Below are 20,538 nucleotides of genomic sequence, written 5' to 3' on the forward strand. Positions count from 1 at the left end.
CAGCTAGTTACTGTTAGCTGGAAATTTTAACCAAATTCAATTAACTAGATATTCTTTGGAACAGATCGAATCATCCTTTTCAGAATCCTTGGAAATCACAGAATCTGGGGCCTCTCCTGAAGAGGTGAGAGGGGTGCTTGTGCTTTGGCCAAGTACTGGTGGGAATGCCAGATCGTTTCGGATTCGGGATTCCGAATTAATAGAATTAGGTCTTAGACTGATTCGATTCAATCCTCCTTCTCATGGAAATTCAAAAGGAATCTACGATCCTAAATCCTCCATACGGTTGTTAGATGGTTACTTAAAGAGAAAAGGATATCTTAACAAAGAACTTTATGGCATCGGACACAGTGGAGGTGGGGCCGCGCTGATGATGTATGCTAAAGAAGTCCCGTTTCGTAAATTATTTTTACTTTCTCCGATTTTAGATAGTGTTCTTAGCCTTCGGTATTTATATGAATCAGGTTCCATTGAAGAGTTTAGTCGACTACTCCTAGTTCCGGGTCTATCCGATGAGGAAACTCCCAACAAACAAATATTAGAGACTCTTTCTACGCCCCAATGGTTAGAAGATGGAAAGATCGAACACTTAAAATTTGTTATCGAAAACAGTCGAATTCGTTTGCAGGACCTATCTGTTTTTTTAAAGAATTTATTTTTGCCTGGATTTGTTGTTACACCAAAGGAAATTCAAAAACGAACCCAATATACAATCTTTCTCCCAAAAGAGGATAAATGGTTTCCGAAAGAATATACTATCAATTTTTCAAAAGCGAACGGACTGAACTCGATCGAAATTCCAGAGGCTCCAGATCATTTTTTTTCCTCTTCATGGCTTAGGATATGGAAAGAAATCAAAACGATTGGGTTTTCTTAATCAATCGAATTGACTTCTTTTTAGAACATAAACACATTAGGTTTGTTATATGATTTTTAAAAACTTTTGTAAAAAAAACAGACCCCTTGTGAATTCCATAATGTTTGGGTTGTTTTATTTTGTTTTTGCTTCTTTAATTAATGTCAGTAAAAGTATTAAAGAGCTTTTTATGTTAACAATGTTTTTTCTTCCTGGGTTTACTTTTCCAATCTCAACTCTTTATTTTAACTTAAGGAGAGGTCTCATTCGAAAGCTGATCCACCTAACTCTTTCGATTACAATTTACTATGCCGTCGCCAACCTTTTTACTTTTGAAAATCAAATCAAATTCATAACCATCCTTGCCGGTTTGATTGGTGCATTCCTATTCCATCTAATGACAAAATTTTTGCTGATCAAACAAATTGAAATCAAACATACGATTCTTTTGGGGTTTATTAGTTCCTTGGCATTTCTCCCATATGAGGTATGGGGCAAAGGTTCAGTATTAATGGGTTTTGCCCTTTTTTCTTGGACTTTGATTAACGGTATATTTATCAACCAGCTATTGAAAAAAATTTAAAGTATAAATAGATTAGAGTTTCGACCTCGGTATCTTGATTCGTTTCGTATAACATCGGATTTTTGAAATTTTGTTAAGAAATCCTATTTTTAAATTATGAAAAAGAATTTTAATTTCATTAATTGATTTACAAGGGTTTTTGATTCTTGTAAAATTTCTTTCCGTATCTTAAAAACAATATCTAAGTTTGGATACAAAAGGAGAATTTGTGGAAACCATTTATTTTACGTTAATCGGATTTACACTTTGGACTTTAGGTCTGGGAGTTTCTTTAACTTCCTACAGAGGGGTGTTGGTATTACTGGGCAAAAAGAAATCAAATGAGTTTCCTGCGGGAATCCAACATGGATCAGACTTCAATTGGAGGCTGAACCGAGCTCATATCAATAGTTTAGAAAACCTTCCTCTTTTTTTAACCGTTGTATTTTTAACAGCTAACTTTGGTATGATTGACGAGTTTGTGAACCAAGCAGGCCTTTTGATTTTAGGAGCAAGGGTTTTACAATCCTTCACTCATCTAACTTCTACTAGTGTTCTTGCAGTGAATGTTCGGTTTACATTTTATATGATACAAATTGTAACCTATATTGTTCTACTAGTGCGTCTTGTTTAGACTCCTTCCCGTTTTAAATCACGGCTCATCAGAGCTTTGACTACTTCTTTCGGATCTTTATCTTCGTATAACATTCGATAGACTTCCTGGGTGATGGCCAATTCCACACCCAGTTTGTCAGAAAGATTTTTTGCCGAGAGAGTTGTTTTGACACCTTCCGCTACTTCATTCATAGAAGCCAAAATTGCGTTTAGTTTTTCTCCCTGACCGAGACGAAAGCCAACGGTTCTATTCCTCGATCCTTCCCCACAACAAGTAAGAACTAAATCTCCCATACCGGAAGGTCCAAGGAAAGTCATGGGATCGGCACCCATTTTGATTCCCATACGAGTGATTTCGTTTAACCCGCGTGTGATGAGAGCAGCCCTTGTATTTTGACCAAACCCAAGTCCATCGGCAACCCCGGCGGCAATGGCGATGACATTCTTTAAGGCACCACCGACTTCCACACCTACCACATCAGGGGTCCAATACGTTCGGAAGTAAGTAAAACTAAAGATTTCTTGCACTCGTTTGGCGGTGGCTTCGTTTTTGGAAGCGATGGAAACTATGGTCGGAACTCGTTTCACCATTTCTTTGGCAAAACTTGGTCCGGAAAGATAAGAAAGTTGGGAGTGGAATTGACCAGGGAGCTCAGATTCAAAAATTTCAGAAACAAGTCGGAGACTTTCATTTTCGATCCCTTTGGAGGCAGAAACAATGGGCACTTTGGGAGGGATATGGTCTTTAATTTCTTTTAGAATTCCCGAAAGCGCATGGCTTGGAGGAGCCGAGACAATCATCTCCTTGTCTTTGACGACATGGATGAGATTTGTATCCGCCTTTAATTTTTCTGGTAACACCAAATCCGGCATATGTTTGGAATTCATATGGTTTTCATTGATGGATCTAGCCTGATCCTCGCTTCTGGTCCAAAGGGTCACGTCATAACCCTTGTCCGCTAAAATACTACCTAGTGCAGTGCCAAAACTTCCGGCGCCAATGATACCAATCTTCATGAGTTCAGTATTCTAAATCTGCTTTCCAAAAAGGCAATAGAAAATAAAAATTAAAATATGCTTTTAACGGATCTCTTCCGTTTCAATCCGCTAAATCTCTTTTTGCCACCCAAAGTGGTCCCAAAGAGTAATTATAAGGTTACCTTGCTTCTTGGTAGCTTACATGAGGTCATATCGACTGAGATCATTGCAGAAGATCCCGATTTAGAGAGTTTGGAAGTCTCTTCTGCCAAGGGTGAAGTCATCTTGACTGGAGTGTACCGAATGGGATGGCTCTGGATTGCTCGTTTTTTAAATGTAGAGTCCATTCGTTATCGTGTCCGCCTAAAGCCAGTTTCGGTAAAAGACAATAAGGCGCGGTTAAAAATTGTGGGGTACCGGGTTTGGGACACAAAACCAAGACGATTTGATTTTGTTAGGTGGTTTGGCAAAGTAGATCCTTTCCATAAAAAAAAGGTTTTTGAATCCATCTTAAATGCAGCACCTCATCTTCTTTCCATCACTGGACTTCAGTGGGAAATTCTATTTGATCTAAATTATTTTTTGAATTTGGTTCCTTCCATCGCCGGAAAAATCGACATCCAATACATTATCGGTGATAACAACGAACTGTATATCTTTGTAAGATCCTCTACCATTCTAAAACCACTTGTGGATTTTTTTGGGCCTGAGTATTTGAAGATCGATTATATAGAAGAAGATCGCGATATACAGATGTTACTTTGGGAAAATAAATAAATGAAGATCATTTATCTAACGGACATCCATGATGGACTTCATGGTTTAAAACGAATCTTACAAACTACAGAAGCAGATTTGTATATGTTTTCCGGAGATATCATTTATAAGGCATTTTTTTCTTTTGATCGTATCATCGATTTTTGTGGAGTCCAAGAAGAGTTATATTATTTGTTAACGGAAAGAAAGGATGATTCCACTCCTTTTGATTTCACAACCCACGCCATTCGATTTCCTGAAAAGTATTCCACAGCGATTGTAGAAAAATCACAAAAGTATCGCGATTTATACAAACTAGCTGCTAAAACGATGAAAGAAAAATATGAAATCATCGAAAAACTTATTATAAAATACGCCAAGTCACCTGTATATTGTTTGCCGGGAAATTATGATTTGGATTTACAATATACAGAACTTTACCAACGCGAAGTTCATCGGAAAAGTTTTGAATTTGGAAATTTAAAAGTTTCTGGTTATGGTGGTGCTCCTATTTGGACATCAGGAATTCCAGAAAAACTCACTGTAGTTTTTCATGAGTACACAAAGAATGGAAAAAATTATAGCGAACCAGAAGATTTTTTTCGACAAGAACTACCAGATATTTGTTGGATTCATAATCCTCCCTATGGGTACTTCGATAACATTCCTGGTGTAGGGAAATGTGGAAGCCAAGGGATTCGTAGGTATCTGGATGATGAATCTCCGTCTCTTGTGGTTTCAGGCCATGTACATGAAGACCAAGGAATAAAAAAAACAAAAAATACTGTTTTTATCAATCCATCTAACTTTGGTGCTGTGGATTCCCTTCATGGGTTCCAGGAAGGTGGATATTATGCAGAAATCATTATGGACGGAAAAAACGTAGTCCAGTCAAATCTTTGTCAATTGCGTGGTGAGGATTGGCATACACTCATTGAAGTGGATTGTTCTGAAAAACAATTAAAACTCATCTCTCAAAATCCTATCTCAACGGTGAGTTCAGAAGATTATATTCGAGGCAATTAAATGGTCACCTTTCTTACGATTTGCGGTGTCCTATTTACGGTAGCATTTTTTATATATGCACTCTCGGCCGTTGACAACCAAAGTTTAAACAAAAAAGAAAAAGAACGCCTTGCAAAAGAAGGGTCTCTGCGTGTTGGAGATCCAAGAAAAGTATATGGAAAGGAAAAAGATCCAAATCTTCCGAGGCTTCGTCTATGCCCTGTTTGTGGGACAGTTTTAAACAAAAATGAATTTTTATATGCTGCCATTTCGACTTATACAAATAGTGAAGGCAAAAAACAGGCACAAATTTATGGATGTAAGTATTGTTATTTGATCTTGGATTCAGAAAAAAATACAACAGAATCTTCTGGGACAAATGAAAATGGTTTTGGACCTCCGAAACCTACAGATGAACTATGAAACAAAACCTTGACCTATTACAAAGTTTATCTACATTAAAAGGGATCGGACCCAAACGAAAGTCAGTCCTTTTAGAACATGGAATCTTTACTTTTTTTGACCTCCTAACTTATTACCCTCGGCGTTATCTAGATCGCAATTTTACAAAAGATATCATTTTAAAACAAGGGGATGTTGTAACCCTTCTCGGATCCATTGCGGACAGTTATATTGTTCATGGAAAAAAAAGCCGGTTACTTGTTGGGTTTCGGACCTTAAACAACGAAAGGATCAATTTAGTTTTCTTTCGTGGTGTGAATTTTTTTCATAAAATTTTTACAGTTGATCGAAAAGTAGTAATCTCAGGGAAACTGGAATACTTTAAAGGATATCAAATTGTTCATCCTGAGTATGAATTTTTATCGGACAAAGATGATCCTGAAGATTCCATCCATGCAGGTCGAATCATTCCACTATACCCATCGACTGAAGCGCTGAAAGAGGATGGTTTAGACTCTAAGGGTTTACGAAAACTCATCCATCAAGTTTTGGAAGGCGGGGTGATCTCCGAAAATTTACCTGCAAAAATAATTAAAAAACGATCATTACTTGACCGGGACAAAGCCTTTCATGAAATCCATTTTCCTGAAACGATGGAGGCTGTACAAATTGCACGGAAAAGATTTGCTTATGAAGAGTTTTTTTATTTCCAAAGACTTCTTTTATACAAACAAAGGGAACGTCAAAAAGTAAAACGTTTGCTTTGGCCGCTTCCTAAATCTCCTTCAAGGGAGAACTTGGAAAAAAATCTTCCCTTCGAATTGACAGAAGACCAAAAGGTTGCGGTAAATACAATTTTGTCTCAAACTAGTTCTGACTCTCCTGCTGCCTTTTTACTCCAAGGGGATGTGGGTTCTGGAAAAACGATTACGGCACTTCTTGTTGGTCTACACTATATCGATAATCATATTCAGGTCGTATTTTTAGCACCGACAGAAATTTTAGCACGGCAACACTACCAAACCATATATAAATTTATGGGGAATATGCCATTTCTTGGCATTGAACTCTTGCTTGGTGGTGAGAATAAAAAAAATCGTTCTGAAAAACTGAACAGGATCAAAACTGGCGAATCCAATATCATCATCGGAACTCATTCTTTATTACAAGAAGATGTGATTTTTTCTGATCTTGGCCTGGTTGTCATTGATGAACAACATAAGTTTGGAGTGGATCAAAGGGAAACCATTCGTTCCAAAGGAAAAAATCCAGATATTTTGGCGATGACTGCTACGCCGATTCCTCGTACACTTTGTCTCACTTTGTATGGGGATTTGACACTTGTAAATATCAAAACCAAACCCAAAGGTCGTAAACCCATTGACACTCGTTGGTACAAAGAAGACCGCCGTGCGGGAGTTTATAATTCTATACGTAAGTATGTGAGTTCTGGTAGACAGTGTTATATTGTATATCCATTGGTAGAGGAGTCAGAAAAAGTAGACTTAGAATCTTGTACTGTTGCTTACGAAAATTTAAGAACCACAGTTTTCCCTGATTTAAAAATTGGTTTATTACATGGAAAGATGAAAAGTTCAGAAAAAGAATTCGTAATGGAAAAGTATAAATCAGGAGAAATTCAAATTCTTGTCACTACTACCGTTGTGGAAGTGGGAGTGGACGTTCCGAATGCAACGATTCTAGTAGTGGAACATGCAGAGAGATTTGGTATTTCCCAATTACACCAGTTACGTGGTCGAGTGGGAAGGAGTGATCTCGAAAGTTTTTGTATACTGATGACAGGCGATTTTATCAGCGATGAGGGTCGTGATCGTTTGGAGGCACTAGTAGCTTCGAATGATGGGTATTATTTGGCTGAAAAAGATTTAGCCATTCGAGGCCCGGGAGAACTTTTGGGTGTCAAACAAAGTGGGCTCCCTGAATTTAAGATTGCTGATTTAGTTTCTGATCGAAGTTTACTCGATGAGGCAAAAGAAGATGCTTCTTCTTTTCCTTTGGATGATCCTAAGGAACTTGCAGAATTAAGTACAAGATTCAGTGAAGGTAAATTTTTATTTGCGAATTAATCCTGGATTTTTTAATGAACTTAACCATGTTACGAACTAAGTATTTATCCCTTTTATTTGTTTCATTCTTTTTAGTTTGCGGAGAAAAACCAGTCAAACCTTCCCAAACAGATTTGTATTTGGGAATCGAAAAAACTTCTTATTTGACTGGTAAATTTAATTCCCCTGGGCCACTAGCGCCTGTTATTTTAGAAGAAAATGGAAAAGATCATTTCCTTAGACCGGAAGTCAAAAAAGCACTTCACCAAATGGTAAATGATTTTGAAGATTCTAAACCTGTTTCTTATAAACAACATATCTTTTTAGTATCTTCTTTTCGAAATTTTACCCATCAAAAGGGAATTTGGGAATCCAAGTTCACTGGTAAAAAGGCGATGCGAGTTCCGATCAAAGGAAAATCTCCCGAAGAAATCACCAACTTGATTTTAGAGTTTTCTAGTGCCCCAGGAACTTCTCGTCACCATTGGGGAACTGATTTTGACCTCAATGCTTTAGACAACGGTTATTTTGAAGAAACGGGAAAAGGGAAAATTCTTTACGATTGGTTGAAACAAAATGCTCATAAATATGGGTTTTGCCAACCTTACAATAGTTTGTCGACTAGGAACAATAAAGGATACCAAGAAGAAAAGTGGCATTGGTCTTATGCTCCCATTTCAAACCAACTCACCAAGGCTTGGGTGAAAGGATTTGAATCCGGTGAGATTCAACTAACAGGAAGTTTTTTAGGTGCTGATGTTTTAGGAAACCGGGCTTTGGACTATGTTCGTTCCATCAACCCGGATTGTGAAAAAATTCAAAACCCTTCTTTATAGGTCTTTGTAAAGACTCCACATACTGGCGAGCAGAGTTTCTGCATCACTGTACTGTGGTTTCCAGTTCAAAAGTTCTCTCGCTTTTGCAGAAGAGGCGAGTAGTTTAGCTGGATCACCTGGTCGCCTAGGTCCTGTTTTGTGAGAAATGGTTTTCCCAACTACTTTTTCAGAAAGATCTGCCATTTCTTTTACGGAATAACCAGCCTCTGAACCTAAATTTACCGTTAAACTTTCGTTCTTTGACATGATATAGTTCAGTGCCAAAACATGAGCCTTTGCTAAGTCGGAAACATGGATGTAATCTCGGATACAAGTTCCATCTTCTGTTTCATAATCGGTCCCGAAGATTTCATAACCATTTCGAATTCCAGAAGCTGCTTCCATAATGATTGGTAGTAAATTCGCAGGAGTTTTTTCAATTCCCCTAACCCTACCTTTTGGATCATAACCAGCTGCATTGAAATAACGTAATCTAGCTGATTTTAAACCTTTTAATTTATCAAACCATTCCAAGTTTTCTTCAATACATAACTTTGTATATCCGTAGTAGTTTTCAGGATTTAAAGGATGGTTTTCATCGATAGGAAGGTATTTTGGTGCTCCGTAAACAGCTGCCGAAGAAGAAAAAACAAAATACTGGCAACCATTCTTTATCATTGCATCTAACAAAGTAAAGGTTCCACTTAGGTTGTTCATTGTATACTTAAGTGGATCTGTCATGGATTCACCAGCTGCTTTCCAAGCAGCAAAGTGAAATACTGCATCAATTTTTTTAGCAAAGGTTTGTTTTAAAATTTCTGGGTTTTGGATTTCGCCTTTGATGAATTCGTTTCCAGGAAACAAATTGGCTTCATTTCCTTTTTCCATGTCATCTACCACAAGAATCTCATGTCCAAGTTCCATTAATTCTAAAACAATATGACTACCAATATAACCGGCTCCCCCGGTCACGAGAACTCTCATTCTTCGTCTGATCCACCAGATACAAAACGATGGTCTACGACTCCGCGTTTACTAGTTTCAAAGAATTCGATGATTTTTTGAACTTCTGGTGCTGGATTGGGATCTTTCTTTAGCTCCGTAAGTGCTTGTTTGGTGTTGAGTCCACTATGGTAAATAGTTTTGTACACTCGTTTGATTGCCAAACGAACATCGGCAGCAATTCCTGCTCGTTTCATACCAACAACGTTCAAACTCACCACAGCACCGGGATGTCCATCCACTGTTGCATAAGGAGGAACATCTTTTACTACTTTCGTGAGCCCAGCTAACATTGCATAATCAGAAACACGAACAAATTGGTGGACTCCCACAGAACCCGAAATAAAAACTTTGTTACCAATGACCACATGGCCGGCAAGCATCGTGTTTTGAACCATGATATTGTGGTCACCTACGATCACGTCGTGAGCCAGATGGACATTCCCCATAAGGTAATTGTGGTTCCCCACAGTTGTAGCTTTTCCTTCCACAGTTCCGCGGTGGAAAACAACATTCTCTCGCAGAATATTATGGTCACCAATCTCTAAATAGGTCTTAGTTTCCGGTTTGAATCCTAGATCTTGAGGCAATCCACCGTAACTTCCCCCAGAAAAGAGTCTATTGAACTTACCAATTCGAGTTCCAGATTGAATTTTGACATGCGATTCGATGACGGTTCCTTCGCCGATTTTGACATCTTTTTCAATGATACAAAATGGTCCGACTTCTACGGACTCGTGGAGTTCCGCCTTCGGATCGATGATGGCTGTGGGGTGAATTTTCATAGTGTTTTACAAAAAAATACGGTTCCGAAGCCATGCAAATGATTTTTTAAAATGTAATTTACACGCTTTTTAGAGTCTGTTTACTTTTGGTAGGAAGGTGTAACTTGCTAATAGATTGGTCTCGAATAGAATCTTTAGTGGATATGAATGATCCCGAGGACTTGGCATGGCTTAAGGAGATGATTACCTCTCTTTTGGAAAACATGACAACTCGGATCGAAAATTTAGACCGACTTTTGGTATCGAAAGAACCAAAAGAATTACAGGCCGAATTACACCAAATTAAGGGTGTGGCTGCAAATTTTGGTTTGGCAGGACTTTCTGAAGTGGTGATCAAAGCAGAAAGTTTAGCAAAAACTGGGGAGATTGAGTCGGCAGTGGAAGAGGGAAAAAAGATTGCTGGCATCTGGTTATCCACTAGAAAAGAATTAGAAGTAAAGTTTTCTAATTAGAACATATTTAATTAGCGGTCGACATGGCAACGGCCGTCTTACCTCCGTTATAGATTCCTTCTATGATGTTTTTTATCACGGACTCGTTCATTCGCAGCAACAAATCATCCGATTCCGTAAAAATATGAATGAGTTCTTTTGCATGTTTCGCTTCACGACATTCCACAGTTCCTTCACCAAGTTCCAATGACCTCTGAACCGATGCGGCTTCATGGTCTCCCACTCTTCGAATGAAAAGTTTGGGAACAGGATAAAAAGCAAGTTCTGATGGTTTGGTGATGAGAACATCTGTAATACGAATGAGTTTGTCAGTGGCAGAAAAAGCTTCTGTATGTGAAGGAAAATGAAATAACACAACAGGGGGATTGTTTTCATTGTCTTCGGAACGTAGAGGATGGCGTTCGATGAAGTGGATTAAATCTTCCCAAGTGTTGATGGACAAATAAGGAATTTTTTGTAGTATCAGAAATTCTTCAATGGAATTTAAAATTTTAGAATGGTCTCCTGTATTGATCCAAAAGACTGCTTTTTTATTTTGCAGATGTTTTTTGGAAAGTTTGATTAAATCTAAAATATATCCCTTTTGTGCTCCGGCTCCTCCAATGGGAATGAGAAACCGTCTACATTTTTTAGCATCAATTCGACGTACTCGATTTTCACTATCAGTAACGGCACCTGATACAATGTCTTCGGAAACCCAATGACCGGCTACAGCTAAGTTTTCTTTTGGAACACCCATCTCCACAAACTTTGTATAAGCAGAAGGGGTTTGGACTAAATTCATTGCACCCGGAACTAATAAATAGTATTGGGGGAAATTATCGCAGATTAGGTGGATGGTTTTTTGAAATCCAGAGGCGACTGCAATTTGACCATTTAACGGATATGTGGTGATGATTGGGGAATCAGTGGGGATCCCATTCATTAGCCCCTTATAAAGTTCTGCTAACTGACAAGAAAGTTCTAGTGAGGTTAGATTTCCTTGGGACATAAGTCCACCCCAGAACCATTCCACAGGTCCCCCCATTTCAGCACTGAGTCTTGAAAAATAACTGTAACCTGAATCAATGTCGGCAATGGCAGAAGCTTCGGGTGAATTGATTGCCAAAAGGTCATGTAGGTAAGTAGGGATTTGTTTTTTTAACGAATGAGAATAAACAGAAAGAGCCATACGGTGGTGGCCATAACCCATACGGATGCTCCCGACCACCAATCGTTTTTGGATGGGATTTGTTCCTTCGTCTGAAATGAGTTCCAAACCTGGATATAAAGGAGAGGGAGAAGAATACAAGGAAACGGGCGAATTCCCGATGGAGTAACTTTTCGCGAGGATTCCACGAATGAGACCAGCGGTTTGTTTGGATAAAAAGCCGGTTTCCAGGCCGAACAAGGGTTCTCGATTCATTCAAGGAAGTGTATCCATGTCAGAATCTCTTTCAAGTGAAATTTCAATTCTTAGCTGACAGATGACTAAATTTGGCTATTCCTGGTATCTATGGAACAAGTTTACATTTTGGGCGGACTTAGATCCGCATTCGGTAGTTTTGGCGGAACTCTCAAAGATATGAGTGCCGTAGACCTCGGAGTCGAAGTTTCAAAAGCAGCACTTCAAAAGACTGGCGTGGATCCTTCTCTCATTGAAGAAAGTATTTTTGGAAACGTTATCCCTACAGGCAAAGACGGAATCTATTTAGCACGACATATTGGTTTGAAATCAGGAGTTCCAATTGCAAGCCCAGCACTCACACTCAATAGGCTTTGTGGTTCTGGAATGGAAGCTGTCATCCAAGCTGCCAAAAAAATTATGTTAGGTGAAGCAAATACGGTTCTTGCCGGTGGTGTGGAATCTATGAGTAACGCACCTTATGTGGTGAGAAATGCTAGGTTCGGAGTTCGTTATGGAAATACTGAATTTGAAGATTCATTGGCAACTGGTTTAACTGATGTATATGTAGAACTTCCAATGGGGATGACTGCAGAAAATTTGGCTGACCAATATAAAATTTCCAGAGAAGAACAAGACCTTTGGGCTGCTACTTCACAAGAAAGAGCAGAAGAAGCAACAAACAAAGGAATCTTCAAAGATGAGATTCATGCCATTACGATCAATGGAAAAAATCCTATTGTATTTGATAAAGACGAGTTCATCAAAGGGAAAGCAGGTGCCACCAAACTTGCAAACTTAAAACCTGCATTTAAAAAAGATGGAACGGTGACTGCGGGAAATGCATCCGGTATTAACGACGGTGCCTCTGCTTTGATCGTGGCTTCTGCTTCCCAAGCAAAAAAATTAGGAAAAGAACCTTTGGCCATTGTGAAATCATGGGGTCATGCTGGTTGCGATCCTGCGAAGATGGGAATTGGTCCTGCTATTGCCATTCCTGCTGCATTACAAAAAGCCGGACTTAGTTTAAAAGACATCGGTCTTGTCGAAGTGAATGAAGCCTTTGCTGCACAATACTTAGCCGTTCAAAAAGAGCTAGGTCTTGATCCAAAAATCACCAATGTGAATGGTGGAGCGGTGGCAATTGGACATCCACTCGGAGCTTCTGGTAACCGTGTGACTTTGACATTGGCACTGGAGATGCAAAGACGCGGGGTGAAATACGGAGTTGCTTCTCTTTGTATTGGTGGTGGCCAAGGAATTGCTATCGTTTTAGAAAATCCGAAAGCTTAAACTACATTTATCAATTATTTCCGGGTCGTCATCACCTCCTGACAAGGTACCAAAAGGATTATCTAATCTAGTTGGCAAAGGAAGGCCTCTCGGAAGTAAAAAATCATTGGGAAGTCCCATCGGGATTTCCCAATTCCCGAAAGCAAATCATCTTCCTTTCGTAAGGAAGAAGGTTATGTGCTTAGGACTGAGCCGGTTTTCGTCGATGGTATAGAATACAAACGTATGAAATTTGGCGATGTTTACGGATTTCTCTCCTAAAAGTAGAAAAAACCCATTTTTTTTGGACTTCGCCGTCACTCATATCTTGGTATTAGCGGATAAATAAATGCAATCTGAAGTTAGGCGAAACCTTGATAAAATCCGAACAGTATTTCGCAGCAATTATTTATTAGCGGAATTAGAAGAATCAGAAAGAGAAAACTTAATCCCATTTATTGAAGTACGTTTTGTTCGTTTAGGACAAAGTTTGATCAAAGCCAATCAAATGCCAGAATACATCCATTTTGTATTAACTGGTCGATTGGGAATGAAACAAAACAAACAGGGAGTTGGTTTAGGAAGATTTGCTTTCGTTGAAGTTGGTGAATCTATTGGCGAAAGGATTACTCTCACTAAAACTCCATCGAAACATGATTATTATGCCCTTGAACCATCTATAGTTCTTTTATTACCTGTATCTCGTTTTTTAAAGTTAGTTGAATCTCATCCGGAGATTGCTGAAAAAGCAAAACATAGAGAAGAAGAACAAGAAAAGTTTTATTATGTTCGTAAACTAAGTTTTTTTGAAGAACTATCACCAGAAGAGATCAAACTCATTCTTAAATCCATTCAACTTGTAAAACTTGGACAAGGGGAATTTATCTTTGCGGAAGGGGAAGAGGGGGATGCTGCTTATATTGTTAGATCAGGTAAAGTCCAGATACGTACGGAAAATCCAAGGAAAATTATCTCGATTATGCGTTCGGGAGATATCTTAGGTGAAATTGCGATCTTCAAACAACAAAAACGTTTAGCGAGTGCTCTTGCTTCCGAAGATTCCGAATTATATAAAATTCCAGGTTCCGTATTCCGCAAAGTCATTGGTGTTGAGAAAGGAAACAAATTAGAAGAAATTGTTCAATCGCGTTTGCTACGTTATTCGACGTACAAAGCAAAAGAAAAAGAAGAAAACTCAATACGGCCATTTGTTTCCAAACGTTTCGAAATTAGAAAAACAACTAAAAAAATATACATTGAGCAGGTGACAACGGATCAGTTGACCTTAGTTGGACTTGTCTGTAGTGAACTTGCATTAAGAGCCTTTGATAAACCTCTACCAACAAATTGGAAAATAAGAATCAAAAATGAATTAACCAGAAATGTTGTTCCTGGTATTTTTGAACTAGCAATTGAACTGGAGAAGTTGGGTTTTTTAACCAAACAACAACATTTGTCTGTAGAACAACTTGTTGATTTAGAAAATCCTGTATTTATCACTGATGATGAAACTGTTCCTTGTTTGTTGTATCTATATGAACCAGAGATAGATGCTGTTCTTATTTCTCATCCAATCAAAGGTGTTTATGAACTTTCCATCTCAGAATTTTTAAAAATTTGGGATGGAGTGATATTACAGTTTTCGCCGGCACCGGCCGCCATGTCCGCTGATGTTAGTTTGATTAGTTTTTTTAAAGAACTTCGAATGTTATTCAGCCCGAAACGAAGAGAAGTTCGGTGGATTTTGGTAGCAACGGTTTTATCGGCGCTTTTGACATTGTCTTTGCCTTATTTGGTTCGTCAGGTTGTAGACCAAGTTTTGGTTTTTTCAGATCGGAACTTTTTATTCACATTGGTGTTTGGTGTAGGATTAGCTGTTCTTTTTCAAACCTTGTTTTCCTTGTTCCGAAATTTGATTGCGATTGGGCTTATGCAAAGTTTGGAATATAATTATTTTGTTCGGTTTTTTCAACATATATTGAATTTAACCTTACCCGAATTCCGAAAATTTGAAACCGGCGACTTTACGCAAAGGTTAAAAGAAAATCAGAGGATATTAGAAATTACGCAGAGATCGGGATTGTTTTTGATTTTAGATTTAGTTACCTTACCAATTTATCTTTTTATATTGTTTCGATTGGATAGTAGTTTGTCTTTTGTTGGTCTATTTTTTCTTGTCGTATATTCCTTGTTTGTTGTTAGGTCGAGTGCAAAAATTAAAAAATTACAAAAGCATAGTTTTGAATCAAAAAAGAAAACAACTTCATTCTTTCTCTCTTTATTTGCAGGGATGCCTTTGATCAAATCATCCGCAATGGAAAGTCGTTATCTTTCGAAAGGTTTAAATGAAATTGCAAGAACGATCCTTACGAACTTAAGAGTGGGAAAACGGGTTCATGTATTAGAACTTGTGAGTAAGTTTTTTGAACAAATGGGTTTAATTGCCGTTATCACATTTGGTGTTAGCGATGTTTTGGGTGAATCGCTTACACTTGGAAGTTTCCTAGCATTTTTGGTTTTATACTCACTCCTTATGGAACCAATTGTCAGACTATGCCATGTATATGAAGATTTGAGTGAGCTACGAGAATCTAGAATGCGACTCACCGAAATTTATTCTTTACCTGGTGAAGTCGTCAGCCAACGGCCGTTTGGTGAGCTTCCAAGACTAACCGGAAAAATTACTTTAGATCATATTAGTTTTCGTTATTCTGAAACAAGTCCCGAAATTTTATCGGATATCAATTTAGAAATCGAAGCAGGTGAAAAAGTTGCGATTGTTGGAAGGAGTGGGTGTGGGAAATCTACTTTGATGAGGGTACTTATGGGAACACTTGCTCCTAGTAAAGGGAAAGTTTTTTTTGATTCCTTTGATCTTTCCACTTTAGATCCTGAAGAAGTTCGAATTCAGTTTGGAGCTGTAGAACAACATCCCATTCTTTTTTCAGGTAGTATTGCTGAAAATCTTTCCAAAAAAAATCCTTCCTTAAACAAGGAATCATTGTTAGCTGGAGCAAAACTTGCTTCCGTTGATCAATTTGTAGAAAGATTTCCAATGAAATATGAAACAAAAATTGGTGAATCTGGTATTGGTCTTTCGGGTGGGCAAAGACAACGGTTGGCAATTGCAAGAGCTCTTGTAACGAACCCAAGTATTTTATTTTTGGATGAACCTACATCTGCTTTGGATTCAGAAACAGAATCCCATATCCAATCTCAATGGGAAACTGTATTTCAAGATAGAACTGTCATTCAAATTTCACATAGACTTCATAGCACAGTCAGTGCGGATAAAATTATAGTTTTGGACGAAGGTCGGATTGTCGAGATGGGAACTCATGCCGAGTTAATCACTACCAAAGGTTTTTATTACCATTTGTTTCCTACACTTAGCGAAGGAGATAAAGATGTTTAAAAAATTTGGGAATATAAAAGAAACAGATTCCAATTGGGAATCTCGCCATTCTGCATCTTATTATGATGAATTATTAAAACACCCTGCACCAAACTGGGAACGAAAAGGAATTTATCTCATTACAGGATTTTTTATATGTTTCATTTTGTTTTTGGTTTTTGGAAAGGTCGATGTGGTTGTCCAAGCGACAGGTTCCATTCGTCCTAAAGGTAACTACCATGTCGTGGAAGCTTTGGAAACGGGAACATTAACCAATCTATATGTAAAATCAGGGGATTTCTTAAAGAAAGGTGATCCCATTATGGAGTTAGAATTTTCAGAACAACAAATTGAATTATCAAAAGATACAAACAATTTAGATTATGAAGAAAAGAAATTACAAAGACTAATTCGAAACAAAAGAGAAGCTGAAAAAATTTTAAAGAATCTTGCTTATAATTTAGAAAATAATTCTGGTTCTGCACTTTCCGGTGGTGTCTTAAGCAAATTTGTAAATCTAAAAAAAGCGTTTATGGATTTTCAAAATGGTGTTGGTGCGAAGTTTATTTATGATCAAAATTTATTAGAGTTTAATGAAGAATTTGGAAACTTAAAAGATGAAATCCAAAGAGAAGAAAATATCATTTTAAGTCTTAGGGGTGATACCAAATTAAAACGGGAAAGAGTTGCGAATGCAATCATCCGAATGCCTTTTTCTGGAATCATTGGTGAACTTTCGGTGAATAACGTAGGGCAAAATATCATCCGTGGGCAAACTGTTGCATCCTTAATGGAAGAGGGACAACCACTCGAAGCAATCGTTGAGGTGAGTAGTAAGGATATTGCGGCTGTTCGAATTGGTTTATTATCAGTAATCAAAGTAAAGGCATTTCATCAAAATGATTTTGGTGTCGTGGAAGGTACTGTTTCTCAAATCATTCCTAATACCAAAGATAAGGATTCCTTTTCTGTAGTTCTTGTTTTAGGAACTCAAGATTTGAACCAAGATGGAAAGGAGTTTCATTTATTTCCGGGTTTAAAGGTTGTCGCTGATATCATCATCGATCGAAAGAGTATTTATAAAATTTTGTTTCGTTATGCTGATCCTAGGAACTAGTTTTGAAAAAAAGTTTAAAAGAAATTCCTAACGTTTTTGCCGATGATGATTTTTTATCTACATTATCATCAGTCGATTTAAAAAAACTAATAGGGTTATTTGAATTTAGATCTCTAGTTGCCAATGATAGAATTGGTGCTACTCAATCAGAACCAACACCAATCCTTTTTGTAGAAACAGGAAGAATCCAAGTAAAACTAAAAATCAATGAAAAAGAATTATTAATTAGAACACTAACAGAAAATTCTTTTTATGGGATTTTGGAATTATCGTCTGATTTGTTAGAGAAACAAATCTTTCAGGTGGAAGAAAATTCAAAAGTTCGCGTTTTACCTTCTAATCAGTTTTTAAAGTTTATTGAATCAGATAAAAAAAGAAAAGGGTTATGGAACGAATACAAAGAAAATGCCCAACTTCGTGATGAATTAAGAATCCATCCTTATTTTCGAAAACTTTCAAATTCAGAGATTGAAGATTTATCAAAAGTACTGGTAAAAAGAAAAATATCTCCTGGCCAAGTATTGATCAAAGAAGGAAGTAAAAGTTCTTCTTTATTTTTCATTCGTTCTGGCCGCTTTAAAGTCACTAAGTCTACCTGGCAAAAAGATTATTTTTCTTTTGTGGAAGCAGGTTCAGTGTTAGGTGAAATGGGGGTATTGGAAAAAAAAACCAGGAATGCCACCGTATCTGCTGTAGAAGAAAGTTTTGTTTATGAGTTATCTTCTACAGATGCGAGTAACTTTTTTAAAAAATCGGAAAGTTTACTTATCACAATTCGTTCGATTATGAGCGAAAGGAAACTAAATTTAGGTGATGGATCGGAAGATGAACAATTTGTTACGTCTACAATTTATGAAGAAGATCAGTTCCATATTCTACCAAAACTAAAATTTAGTCCTCCACTTAGAAATCAAATCAGCTTTCCTTTTTTATTTCAAGATGGTCGGTCTCAGTCTGGTGATGCCTGTCGAAAAATGATATTTCGTTATTGGGGGTATTCATTTGCAAATTATGATGCTGATTCTGCCTTTCCTGACTTTGATCCAGACATTCGACCAACTCATTGGAAAAGTAGTTTTGGGGAAGGAAAAGGTGATTGTTATTTTGTTAATTGGAAAGACCACGAATCAGAATTAAATAATCATCCAACTATCAATTTCTTTGAAAATTCAAAGTATATAATCGTAAAGTCCATTGGACAAAAGAAAGTTTTAATTATAGATCCAGAATTCGGTGAGATAAGTCTTTCTCGTGAAGAATGGGAAAAAAAATCCTCGAGTGTCGTGATCTATTTTGTTCCCAAGATAAAACCAGAAAACCAATGGGAATGGAAAAGTAAATTTTTTGCAGGACTTGCTGAGTATTTTTTACCCGCACTTAAATACTTAAAAGCAGGGATTGTTGCTAGTTTTGTGATCAAAGGTTTGGAAGTATTTATACCACTAATCAACTTATATTTAATTGATGCGGTTTTGTTAAAAGAAAACAAAGAGTTTTTTTTTCCTGTGATTTTTGCAGTAGTTTTGCTTAGTTTTTCGCAATCTTTTTTAGCATATTTTAGATCGAATGTTATTTTTTTTACAAGCAATCGTGTGAATCAAACAATTGCGATTCGATTTTTAGTAAAATTAATTTCATTACCTATCTCTTTTTTTGAAAGAAATAGAAAAGGTGAAATTTTAAATCGTTGGGAGGAAATTGAATCTGTAATTTTATATTTTTCTGATCAAGGAGCAATGAAAATATTTGATTTAGTTTTTAGTTCTTTGGTGTTTGTCATCTTTTTATTTCTTTCTCCAATATTATTACTCATCATTGGTTTATTGATTTTACCTGAAATGTTGATCCTTCGTTCTCTTGCTCCAAAAATAACAGAAGAAACAAAAAAGGAATCTTTAAAAAAATCGGAAACACTGAGTTATTTTATCGAGACCATCAATGGTTTTGAAACAATAAAAAATTTAGGAGCTACTTATTCGCACCGTTGGGACTTCGAAAAAAGGCTCACAACTCAGTTAAATTCAGAAGGAAAAAAATTATTTTATTCCAACTTACTTTTTACGAATACTGAATTTTTTAAACAGATTACGGTTGTTGTGGTTATGTTAATTGGTAGTATTTTGATTCTAAAAGATCAAATGACCTTGGGAACTTTGTATGCAATCATTGGTCTTATCGCTTACATTCGAAATCCAATTCTTTCTTTATATGACGATTTTTTAAAACTACAGAAAGCCAATGTCTCTTGGAATCGTTTGCGTAGTTTCGAATCTTTAGATAGCGAAATTACCGATAGAGATAATTTATTTAAAGTAGATTTGCCAGAAGTAAAGGGACAAATCGAATTTAGAAATATTAGTTTTTCTTATGATACTTTAAAGCCAGAGTCTGGAATTCGTAACTTAAAAATCAAAATCCAACCAGGTAAAAAAGTAGCCTTTGTTGGTAGAAGTGGCAGTGGAAAATCAACCATTCTAAAGCTAATTCTTGGATTGTACAATCCACAAGAAGGTCAGATCATTATTGATGATGTTTCATTAGATGAAATTTGGTTACCAAGCTTACGAACTAAAATTGGTGTTCTTTTTCAGGAGAATCCATTAATTGCGGGAACAGTGAGAGAAAATATTTCCATCACTAAACCTGAAGCAACTTTAAGTGAGGTTGTCGAGGCAGCTAAATTAGCTTGTATTCATAATGATATCGTAAAACTCCCGCTTGGTTATGATACGGAAATTTCGGAAAAAGGTTTTATTTTTTCAGGTGGTCAAAAACAAAGAGTTTCATTGGCCCGTTTGTTTTTACAGAGACCCAACGTTTTGTTATTGGATGAACCAACGGCGGCCTTGGATAAAGAAACCGAATTCCGGATTCTGTCTCATATAAATTCTGTATTTGCAAATGCAACCATCATCACGGTTGCACACCGTTTGGATACAATTCGTAATTATGATCAAATTTTTGTCTTGGAACGCGGGAAATTAGAGGGGATGGGCACTCACAGAGAGTTACTTTCTAAAGGTGGAATTTATCAATTACTTCATTCCAAACAGGAAGCGATCCGATAATCGAAATAG

17 protein-coding genes are annotated in these 20,538 nt (G+C 37.1%); 13 read left to right on the forward strand and 4 right to left on the reverse strand.

The annotated features are described in order from the left end of the window. The first annotated feature begins 88 nt into the window (after positions 1–88). The 3 genes from CH361_RS04355 (at position 89) to CH361_RS04365 (ending at position 2,052) form a co-directional block, all read left to right on the forward strand. Entirely contained in the window at positions 89–877 is a 789-nt protein-coding gene (locus tag CH361_RS04355; protein WP_100790015.1) for an alpha/beta hydrolase family protein, read from the forward strand. A 169-nt stretch (positions 878–1,046) separates the two neighbouring features. Further along, a complete protein-coding gene (locus CH361_RS04360; RefSeq protein WP_125232053.1) occupies positions 1,047–1,439 on the forward strand; it encodes a hypothetical protein in 393 nt (130 codons plus the stop codon). 208 nt (positions 1,440–1,647) lie between these two features. Then, complete coding sequence (locus CH361_RS04365) at positions 1,648–2,052, forward strand: MAPEG family protein (protein WP_100790016.1); 405 nt, start codon at positions 1,648–1,650, stop codon at positions 2,050–2,052. Here the strand turns inward: CH361_RS04365 and CH361_RS04370 are convergent. Further along, positions 2,049–3,050 (reverse strand): NAD(P)H-dependent glycerol-3-phosphate dehydrogenase, encoded by a 1,002-nt coding sequence (locus tag CH361_RS04370; protein ID WP_100789620.1) that lies wholly within the window; start codon positions 3,048–3,050, stop codon positions 2,049–2,051. The two genes, CH361_RS04365 and CH361_RS04370, sit on opposite strands and share 4 nt — an antisense overlap. A 57-nt stretch (positions 3,051–3,107) precedes the next feature. Here CH361_RS04370 and CH361_RS04375 point away from each other — a divergent pair, with 57 nt between their 5' ends. The 5 genes from CH361_RS04375 to CH361_RS04395 are packed head-to-tail and all read left to right on the forward strand — an operon-like array spanning position 3,108 to position 8,076. Next, positions 3,108–3,788 (forward strand): hypothetical protein, encoded by a 681-nt coding sequence (locus CH361_RS04375; RefSeq protein WP_100789621.1) that lies wholly within the window; start codon positions 3,108–3,110, stop codon positions 3,786–3,788. After that, a complete protein-coding gene (locus CH361_RS04380) occupies positions 3,789–4,793 on the forward strand; it encodes a metallophosphoesterase family protein (protein ID WP_100789622.1) in 1,005 nt (334 codons plus the stop codon). Then, positions 4,794–5,195 (forward strand): hypothetical protein, encoded by a 402-nt coding sequence (locus tag CH361_RS04385; RefSeq protein WP_100789623.1) that lies wholly within the window; start codon positions 4,794–4,796, stop codon positions 5,193–5,195. Further along, on the forward strand, positions 5,192–7,261 hold the full coding sequence (recG, locus tag CH361_RS04390; RefSeq protein WP_100789624.1) for an ATP-dependent DNA helicase RecG: 2,070 nt from the start codon (positions 5,192–5,194) through the stop codon (positions 7,259–7,261). The genes CH361_RS04385 and recG overlap by 4 nt, the downstream gene beginning before the upstream one ends. A gap of 14 nt (positions 7,262–7,275) precedes the next feature. After that, positions 7,276–8,076 (forward strand): M15 family metallopeptidase, encoded by an 801-nt coding sequence (locus tag CH361_RS04395; RefSeq protein WP_244279562.1) that lies wholly within the window; start codon positions 7,276–7,278, stop codon positions 8,074–8,076. Here CH361_RS04395 and galE read toward each other — a convergent pair. Next, positions 8,071–9,039 (reverse strand): UDP-glucose 4-epimerase GalE, encoded by a 969-nt coding sequence (gene galE / locus CH361_RS04400; protein ID WP_100789625.1) that lies wholly within the window; start codon positions 9,037–9,039, stop codon positions 8,071–8,073. The genes CH361_RS04395 and galE overlap by 6 nt on opposite strands. Beyond that, on the reverse strand, positions 9,036–9,842 hold the full coding sequence (lpxA, locus tag CH361_RS04405; RefSeq protein WP_100789626.1) for an acyl-ACP--UDP-N-acetylglucosamine O-acyltransferase: 807 nt from the start codon (positions 9,840–9,842) through the stop codon (positions 9,036–9,038). Before lpxA ends, galE begins: the two co-directional genes overlap by 4 nt. Before the next feature lie 143 nt (positions 9,843–9,985). On the opposite strand from lpxA, the gene CH361_RS04410 reads away from it, so the two are divergent. Beyond that, positions 9,986–10,294 carry an Hpt domain-containing protein gene (locus CH361_RS04410; RefSeq protein ID WP_100790018.1) on the forward strand — a complete coding sequence of 103 codons (309 nt, stop codon included), beginning with the start codon at positions 9,986–9,988 and terminating at the stop codon, positions 10,292–10,294. A 7-nt stretch (positions 10,295–10,301) separates the two neighbouring features. Here the strand turns inward: CH361_RS04410 and CH361_RS04415 are convergent, their stop codons facing one another. Beyond that, positions 10,302–11,699 carry a DUF6938 domain-containing protein gene (locus CH361_RS04415; RefSeq protein ID WP_100789627.1) on the reverse strand — a complete coding sequence of 466 codons (1,398 nt, stop codon included), beginning with the start codon at positions 11,697–11,699 and terminating at the stop codon, positions 10,302–10,304. 90 nt (positions 11,700–11,789) lie between these two features. Here CH361_RS04415 and CH361_RS04420 point away from each other — a divergent pair, with 90 nt between their 5' ends. The 4 genes from CH361_RS04420 to CH361_RS04435 all read left to right on the forward strand — a co-directional run bounded on the left by CH361_RS04420 (position 11,790) and on the right by CH361_RS04435 (position 20,529). After that, entirely contained in the window at positions 11,790–12,971 is a 1,182-nt protein-coding gene (locus tag CH361_RS04420) for an acetyl-CoA C-acetyltransferase (RefSeq protein ID WP_100789628.1), read from the forward strand. 328 nt (positions 12,972–13,299) lie between these two features. Next, on the forward strand, positions 13,300–16,365 hold the full coding sequence (locus CH361_RS04425) for a peptidase domain-containing ABC transporter (protein ID WP_100789629.1): 3,066 nt from the start codon (positions 13,300–13,302) through the stop codon (positions 16,363–16,365). After that, the gene (locus CH361_RS04430; protein WP_100789630.1) at positions 16,358–17,461 is read left to right on the forward strand and encodes a beta-barrel domain-containing protein; all 1,104 of its coding nucleotides are present in this window, start codon (positions 16,358–16,360) and stop codon (positions 17,459–17,461) included. Before CH361_RS04425 ends, CH361_RS04430 begins: the two co-directional genes overlap by 8 nt. A gap of 2 nt (positions 17,462–17,463) precedes the next feature. After that, the gene (locus CH361_RS04435) at positions 17,464–20,529 is read left to right on the forward strand and encodes an ATP-binding cassette domain-containing protein (protein WP_100789631.1); all 3,066 of its coding nucleotides are present in this window, start codon (positions 17,464–17,466) and stop codon (positions 20,527–20,529) included. Positions 20,530–20,538 lie beyond the last annotated feature (9 nt).

Source organism: Leptospira brenneri (genome assembly GCF_002812125.1).
Lineage (GTDB): Bacteria > Spirochaetota > Leptospiria > Leptospirales > Leptospiraceae > Leptospira_A > Leptospira_A brenneri.

Coding starts and splice junctions, on each gene's coding strand:
- CH361_RS04360 (WP_125232053.1), top strand. CDS start 1,047: ATGTTAACAATGTTTTTTCTTCCTGGGTTTACTTTTCCAATCTCAACT.
- CH361_RS04370 (WP_100789620.1), bottom strand. CDS start 3,050: ATGAAGATTGGTATCATTGGCGCCGGAAGTTTTGGCACTGCACTAGGT.
- CH361_RS04375 (WP_100789621.1), top strand. CDS start 3,108: ATGCTTTTAACGGATCTCTTCCGTTTCAATCCGCTAAATCTCTTTTTG.
- CH361_RS04380 (WP_100789622.1), top strand. CDS start 3,789: ATGAAGATCATTTATCTAACGGACATCCATGATGGACTTCATGGTTTA.
- CH361_RS04385 (WP_100789623.1), top strand. CDS start 4,794: ATGGTCACCTTTCTTACGATTTGCGGTGTCCTATTTACGGTAGCATTT.
- recG (WP_100789624.1), top strand. CDS start 5,192: ATGAAACAAAACCTTGACCTATTACAAAGTTTATCTACATTAAAAGGG.
- CH361_RS04395 (WP_244279562.1), top strand. CDS start 7,276: ATGAACTTAACCATGTTACGAACTAAGTATTTATCCCTTTTATTTGTT.
- galE (WP_100789625.1), bottom strand. CDS start 9,039: ATGAGAGTTCTCGTGACCGGGGGAGCCGGTTATATTGGTAGTCATATT.
- lpxA (WP_100789626.1), bottom strand. CDS start 9,842: ATGAAAATTCACCCCACAGCCATCATCGATCCGAAGGCGGAACTCCAC.
- CH361_RS04410 (WP_100790018.1), top strand. CDS start 9,986: ATGAATGATCCCGAGGACTTGGCATGGCTTAAGGAGATGATTACCTCT.
- CH361_RS04415 (WP_100789627.1), bottom strand. CDS start 11,699: ATGAATCGAGAACCCTTGTTCGGCCTGGAAACCGGCTTTTTATCCAAA.
- CH361_RS04420 (WP_100789628.1), top strand. CDS start 11,790: ATGGAACAAGTTTACATTTTGGGCGGACTTAGATCCGCATTCGGTAGT.
- CH361_RS04425 (WP_100789629.1), top strand. CDS start 13,300: ATGCAATCTGAAGTTAGGCGAAACCTTGATAAAATCCGAACAGTATTT.
- CH361_RS04430 (WP_100789630.1), top strand. CDS start 16,358: ATGTTTAAAAAATTTGGGAATATAAAAGAAACAGATTCCAATTGGGAA.